Origin of the sequence: Aquipuribacter hungaricus (assembly GCF_037860755.1) — a bacterium.
Lineage (GTDB): Bacteria > Actinomycetota > Actinomycetes > Actinomycetales > JBBAYJ01 > Aquipuribacter > Aquipuribacter hungaricus.
Genome location: NZ_JBBEOI010000204.1, coordinates 1 through 6277, shown reverse-complemented (window position 1 = coordinate 6277; position 6277 = coordinate 1). Strand labels below are relative to the sequence as shown.

Sequence of the window (6277 nt, the reverse complement as noted above, 5' to 3'; positions counted from 1 at the left end):
GCCCACGCCGCGAGGCGCGCCGGCGCGCGCACTGCCGAGCGCGCTGCCGTGGGCGACGACGCGAGCCGGGTCGCATGAGCGCCGCCGCGGACCGCGAGCCGCTGTGGGAGGTGTTCGTCCGCAGCCGCCGCGGGCTGTCGCACACCCACGCCGGCAGCCTCCATGCCCCCGACGCCCACATGGCGCTGCGCAACGCCCGCGACGTCTACACCCGACGGCAGGAGGGCGTGAGCATCTGGGTCGTCCGTTCCGACGACGTCACCGCGAGCAGCCCCGACGAGAAGGACGCCTTCTTCGACCCCGCGGGCGACAAGCCCTACCGGCACCCCACGTTCTACGAGGTCCCCGCCGGGGTGCAGGGCCTGTGAGCGCTGCAGCGACGGGGCGGACCGCGACCACGCCGGGCACGACCGCTGCTGCCGGGACCGCGCAGGGGCCGGACGTCGCGGCCTACACCCTGCGCCTCGCCGACGACGCGCTCGTCCTCGCCCAGCGGCTCGGGGAGTGGGCGGCCCGCGGCCCGACGATCGAGGAGGACGTGGCGCTGCTCAACACCGGCCTGGACCTGCTCGGCCAGGCCCGCACCCTGCTCGCCCGGGTCGGGGAGCTCGACGGCACCGGCCGCACCGAGGACGAGCTGGCGTTCCTGCGCGACGAGCGCGACTTCGTCAACGCCCAGGTCATGGAGCTCCCCGTCGGGGACTTCGGCCAGACCGTGGCACGCCAGCTGCTCGTCAGCGCCTACCAGGTCCCGCTGTTCGCCGCGCTCACCGCCAGCACCGACCCGACGCTCGCGGCCGTCGCGGCCAAGGCGGTCAAGGAGGTCCGCTACCACCTGGACCACGCCGCGTCGTGGGTCGTCCGGCTCGGCGACGGCACCGAGGAGTCCGCCCGGCGCGTGCAGGCGGGCCTGGACGCGGTGTGGCCGTACGCGGCCGAGCTGTTCGAGACCGACGACGTGCTCGCCCGCTGCGTCGCCGCCGGGGTGGCTCCCGACCCCGCCCCGCTGCGCGAGCGGTGGGACAGCACGGTCGACGCGGTGCTCGCCGACGCCCGGCTGCGCAGGCCGACCACGACCTGGGCGCCGACCGGCGGGCGCCGCGGCGTCCACACCGAGCACCTGGGCTACCTGCTCGCCGAGATGCAGCACGTGGCCCGCTCCCACCCCGGCGCGACCTGGTAGCCGGGGCCGTCGTGGACGCCGCCGAGGCGCTGCTCGTGCTCGAGCAGGTCACCGACCCCGAGATCCCCGTGCTGACCATCGCCGACCTCGGCATCCTCCGCGACGTCGTCGTCGACGAGGCGGGCACCGTCCACGTCGACATCACGCCGACGTACTCCGGCTGCCCGGCGATGGACGAGATCCGCAGCGACGTCCGCGCCGCGCTCGAGCGGGCCGGCGCCCCCGCGGTCGACGTCCGGCTCGTGCTCGCCCCCGCGTGGACCACGGACTGGCTCAGCGAGGCGGGCCGGCAGCGGCTCGTCGAGTACGGCATCGCCCCGCCCGGCCCGCGCCCGGCGGGCGGCCCCGTCGAGGTCGAGCTGGGGTACCGCCCGGGCCTGGGACGCCACGGCGGCGACGCCGGCGCGCCCGCCTGCCCGCGCTGCGGCTCGTCCGCCACCGAGGAGCTCGCCCGGTTCGCCTCGACGGCGTGCAAGTCGCTGTGGCGGTGCACCGCCTGCCGCGAGCCCTTCGACCGCTTCAAGGAGCTCTGAGCACCCTGAGCACCGTCCTGCCGGGCACCGTCCCGACGGCCACCGACCCGACGGCCACCGTCCCGACGGCCGCCGTCCCGACGGCCGCCGACCACGTGGCCCCCGCCGCCCGGGCCGGCTTCGCGCCGCTGCGCGTGGTCGCCGTCGAGGAGCTGACCGACGACGCCGTGGCCGTCTCGCTCGCCGTCCCCGAGGGGCTGCGGGCCGTGTACGCCTCCCGCCCCGGGCAGCACGTGACCGTCCGGGCCGTGCTCGACGGCACCGAGGTCCGCCGGACGTACTCGCTGTGCGGGGAGCCGGGCACCGACGTGCTCACGGTCGGCATCAAGGCCGTGCCCGACGGCGTCTTCAGCGGCTGGGTGCTGCGGGGTCTCCGCGCCGGCGACACCCTCGATGTCGCCCCGCCCGGCGGGAGCTTCGGCCTGGACGTCGACCCCGACCTGGCCCGCCACGTGGCCGGCGTCGTCGCCGGCAGCGGCATCACGCCCGTGCTCGGGATCGCGCGCGCCGTCCTGGCCGGCGAGCCGGGCAGCCGGGTCACCCTGCTGCTGGCCAACCGCTCGGCGCGCGACGTCATGTTCGCCGAGGACCTGGCCGACCTGCGCGACCGGTACGGCTCCCGGTTCCGGCTGCTGCACGTGCTCAGCCGCGAGGAGCAGACCTCCGAGCTGCTCAGCGGACGGCTGGACCGCGACCGCCTGCTGCGCGTCACGGCCGCCCTGCTCGACCCCGCCGACGTCGACGACTGGTTCCTCTGCGGGCCGCTCGAGCTGGTCACGGGCGCGCGCGACACCCTCGTCGACGACCTCGGCGTCCCGCGGGACCGCGTCCACGTCGAGCTCTTCCACGCCGACCCCGTCGCGCCCCGGCCCCGGGCCGCGACGGCGGCCGCCTCGACGACGGCCCACGTCACCCTCGACGGCCGCCGCAGCACCGTCGAGGTCGACGGCGGCAGCGAGACCGTGCTCGACGCCGTCCTGCGGGTGCGGGCGGACGCGCCGTTCGCCTGCCGCGGCGGCGTGTGCGGCACCTGCCGTGCCCGGGTGGTCGACGGCGAGGTCGAGATGGACGTCAACCACGCCCTCGAGCCCGACGAGCTGGCCCGGGGGCTGCGCCTCATGTGCCAGTCGCGGCCGACGACACCCGCGCTCGAGGTCGAGTTCGTCTAGGGCGCGGATGCATCACCCTGCCGGTGCGCGGGTACCCGACCGCCATGGGTTTCATCAAGAACACGCTCAAGGGTGTCGTCGTCGCCAAGGTCGCCAGCGAGGCGCGCAAGCCGTCCAACCAGGCCAAGGCCAAGGCCGCGCTGTCGTCGCTGGCCGCCCGCTTCTCGGGGAAGCCGGCCACGCCGGTCAAGGGCCGGAAGGCCACGACGCGCGGCACGACGACCACGCGTGGCACCAGCAAGCACGGCAAGGTGACGAAGGGCCGCGCCACGAAGGCCACCACGCGCCCTCGCTGAGGTAGACAGGGGGGCATGAGCGACGAGCTGCGCGTCCCCACCCTCGACCCCGGCGTCCCGGCCGACGACCCGTCGGTCGACGAGCTGGTCGACAGGCTCAGCCTGGCCCAGCAGGTCCGCGTCCTCACGGGGGCGGACTTCTGGGCGCTCCACGCGGAGCCCGCGGTCGGCCTGCGCCGGCTCGTCACCTCCGACGGGCCCGCCGGGGTCCGGGGGGAGCGCTGGGACGAGCGTGACCCGTCCGCCAACCTCCCGTCCCCGACGTCGCTGGCGGCGACCTGGGACCCGGCGCGGGTCGAGCGGCTCGGCCGCCTGCTCGCCGCCGAGGCGCGGAGCAAGGGCGTCGACGTCCTGCTCGCCCCCACGATCAACCTCCACCGCACCCCGTTCGGCGGCCGGCACTTCGAGTGCCTGAGCGAGGACCCGTTCCTCACCGCGGAGATCGCCACCGCCTACGTCCGCGGCGTGCAGAGCCAGGGCGTCGCCGCCACGGTCAAGCACTTCGTCGCCAACGACTCCGAGACCGACCGCTTCCTCTACGACGCGCAGGTCGACGAGCGCACGCTGCACGAGCTGTACCTCGCGCCGTTCGAGCGCGTCGTCGCCGACGCGGACCCGTGGGCCGTCATGGCGGCCTACAACGGCGTGGGCGGCACGACGATGACCGAGAGCCCCCTGCTGCAGGAGCTGCTCAAGGACGCGTGGGGCTTCGACGGCGTGGTGATGACGGACTGGTTCGCGGGGCGCTCGACCGAGGCCGCCGCGCTGTCCGGGCTCGACCTGCTCATGCCCGGGCCGTCCGGCCCGTGGGGCGACCGGCTCGTCGCCGCCGTGGAGGAGGGGCGCGTCCCCGCCGCCGCGGTCCGCGAGAAGGTCCGCCGCCTGCTCCTGCTCGCGCTGCGGGTCGGGGCGCTCGAGGGCTCCTACCCGCGGGTGCCCGAGCCGTGGCCCGCGGACCGCGTCGCCGGCGAGCTCCGCTCCGCCGCCGCGGCCGGGTTCGTCCTCGCCGCCAACGACGGGATCCTCCCGCTGGAGCGCGAGCAGCTGACCCGCCTGGCGCTCGTCGGCCCCGACGCGGTCTCCGGACGCACCCTGGGCGGCGGCAGCGCCACGGTGTTCCCGCCGTACACGGTCGGTCCGCTGGAGGGTCTGCGGCGCGTGCTCGGCGAGGACGTCGAGGTGACCTGGAGCCAGGGCGTGAGCAGCACCGACCGGGTGGCCGCCCTCGACCCGTCGTGGCTGCAGCAGGGCGCGGTCGTCCGCTTCCTCGACGCCTCCGGGGAGGAGCTCGCCCGGGAGACCCGGCACTCCACCTCGCTCATGTGGCTCGGCGAGCTCACCGGCACCCTGCGGGTCCCGGACGTCGACACGATCGAGCTGACCGCCGTCGTTCAGGTGCCGTCGAGCGGCACCTACCTGCTCGGCGTGGCCGGCGTCGGGCCGTTCGAGCTCGCCCTGGACGACGCCGCCGTCCTCACCGCCACGGTGGCGCTGCCCGAGGGCGCGGACCCGGTCGAGGGCATGATGCGCCCGCCGCAGCAGACGGTCCCCGTCGACCTCGAGGCCGGTCGCCCCGTGCGGCTGAGGCTGCGGCACCGCCCGGCCCCCACCGGCGGGTTCGGCGACGCCGAGGTGGCCACGGTGACGTTCCGGCTGCTGCTCGCGCTCTCGCCGTCCGCCGACGACGACCTGCTGGACGCCGCGGCCGAGGCCGCTGCGGCCGCCGACGTCGCCGTGGTCGTCGTGGGCACGACCGCGGAGGTGGAGAGCGAGGGCTTCGACCGGACGACGCTGGCCCTGCCGGGCCGGCAGGACGAGCTGGTCCGCCGGGTGCTCGCCGCCAACCCCCGCACGGTCGTCGTCGTCAACTCCGGCGCCCCGGTGCTCCTGCCCTGGGCCGACGAGGCGCCGGCGGTGCTGCTCACGTGGTTCCCGGGCCAGGAGTTCGGCAACGCCCTGTCCGACGTGCTGCTCGGCATGCGCGAGCCCGGCGGCCGGCTGCCGGTGACGTGGCCGCGCTCGGAGGAGGGCCTGCCCTCGACCACCCCCGTCGACGGGGTGCTCGCCTACGAGGAGGGCCTGCGCACCGGCTACCGCTGGTACGACAGCGAGGGCCGGGAGCCGCTGTACGGCTTCGGCCACGGCCTGGGCTACACGACGTGGGAGCTCGGGGACGCCTCGTCCACGGGCACACCGGCGTCGGGCCTCACCATCACCGTGCCCGTCACGTGCCGCGGCGCGCGCCCGGGCCGTCAGGTCGTGCAGGTGTACGCCTCGCGGGTGCAGAGCACGGTGGAGCGGGTGCCGCGCTGGCTCGTCGGCTCCGTCGTGGTGGACGCCGCACCGGGCGAGAGCGTCACCGCCACGGTGCACGTCCCCCGCCGGGCGCTGGAGCACTGGGACGTCGCCGCGCACGCGTGGGCGCTCGAGCAGGGCGTGTTCCGGCTGCACGTCGGCACCTCGCTGGCCGACGTCGTCAGCACCGTGGAGGTCTGGGCCGCCTGAGGCCCGGCACGGAGCAGGGCCCCACCCCGGGGGAGGGGGTGGGGCCCTGCTGTCGGTGGGGCAGGTCAGCGGAAGGCGTCCTTGACCTTCTCGCCGGCCTGACGGACGTCGGCCTCGGTCTGCTGGGCCTCGCCCTCCGCCTCGAGCCGCTCGTCGCCGGTGGCCCGGCCCGCGGCCTCCTTGGCCTTGCCGGCCAGGTCCTCGGCGGCGTTCTTCGCCTTGTCAGCCAGTCCCATGGTGCTCTCCTGTCCGGGCCCGCAGGCCCTGTCGTCCCGGGTCAGGCGACCCGGGGGCTCTCGGCCCGGCCGCGGCGGACGTCCAGGCGGACGCGCAGCACCGCGGTGCCGGGAGGGACGACGGCCGCGAGGGCCGCGTGCGTGCGGTCGACCAGCTCCCGCACCCGGGGCAGGTCGGCGCCGGCGTCGACGCGGGCGACCAGCTCGACCACCGTGCGGCCGCGGTCGACGACGACGTGCCCCCGCGCACCCTCGACCTCGGGCTCGCGCTCCAGGGCCTCGGCCGCCGCGCGGGCCGCCGCGGGGAGGTCGAGGAGCAGCCTGCCCCCGACCGTGCCGGCGCGAAGTCGGATCG

8 protein-coding genes are annotated in these 6277 nt (G+C 76.5%); 6 read left to right on the top strand and 2 right to left on the bottom strand.

The genetic code is table 11. From position 1 onward, the window contains the following. Nucleotides 1–74: 74 nt before the first annotated feature. Genes paaB through WCS02_RS16100 form a run of 6 tightly spaced genes read left to right on the top strand, consistent with a single transcriptional unit; the run spans nt 75 to nt 5686 of the window. On the top strand, nt 75–368 hold the full coding sequence (gene paaB, locus WCS02_RS16125; RefSeq protein ID WP_340295082.1) for a 1,2-phenylacetyl-CoA epoxidase subunit PaaB: 294 nt from the start codon (nt 75–77) through the stop codon (nt 366–368). Continuing rightward, complete coding sequence (gene paaC / locus WCS02_RS16120) at nt 365–1183, top strand: 1,2-phenylacetyl-CoA epoxidase subunit PaaC (RefSeq protein ID WP_340295079.1); 819 nt, start codon at nt 365–367, stop codon at nt 1181–1183. The genes paaB and paaC overlap by 4 nt, the downstream gene beginning before the upstream one ends. A gap of 11 nt (nt 1184–1194) precedes the next feature. Continuing rightward, nucleotides 1195–1716, top strand: coding sequence for a 1,2-phenylacetyl-CoA epoxidase subunit PaaD (gene paaD / locus WCS02_RS16115; protein ID WP_340295077.1), 522 nt, complete (start codon nt 1195–1197; stop codon nt 1714–1716). Continuing rightward, nucleotides 1653–2885 carry a 2Fe-2S iron-sulfur cluster-binding protein gene (locus WCS02_RS16110; RefSeq protein WP_340295075.1) on the top strand — a complete coding sequence of 411 codons (1233 nt, stop codon included), beginning with the start codon at nt 1653–1655 and terminating at the stop codon, nt 2883–2885. The genes paaD and WCS02_RS16110 overlap by 64 nt, the downstream gene beginning before the upstream one ends. A 44-nt stretch (nt 2886–2929) precedes the next feature. Continuing rightward, complete coding sequence (locus WCS02_RS16105) at nt 2930–3181, top strand: hypothetical protein (protein ID WP_340295073.1); 252 nt, start codon at nt 2930–2932, stop codon at nt 3179–3181. 15 nt (nt 3182–3196) lie between these two features. Beyond that, nucleotides 3197–5686, top strand: coding sequence for a beta-glucosidase (locus WCS02_RS16100; RefSeq protein WP_340295071.1), 2490 nt, complete (start codon nt 3197–3199; stop codon nt 5684–5686). A 65-nt stretch (nt 5687–5751) separates the two neighbouring features. Here the strand turns inward: WCS02_RS16100 and WCS02_RS16095 are convergent, their stop codons facing one another. Further along, nucleotides 5752–5922 carry a CsbD family protein gene (locus WCS02_RS16095; protein WP_340295069.1) on the bottom strand — a complete coding sequence of 57 codons (171 nt, stop codon included), beginning with the start codon at nt 5920–5922 and terminating at the stop codon, nt 5752–5754. A 41-nt stretch (nt 5923–5963) separates the two neighbouring features. Continuing rightward, nucleotides 5964–6277, bottom strand: a 314-nt coding sequence (locus tag WCS02_RS16090) for a hypothetical protein (RefSeq protein WP_340295067.1), incomplete at its 5' end; no start/stop codon positions are given.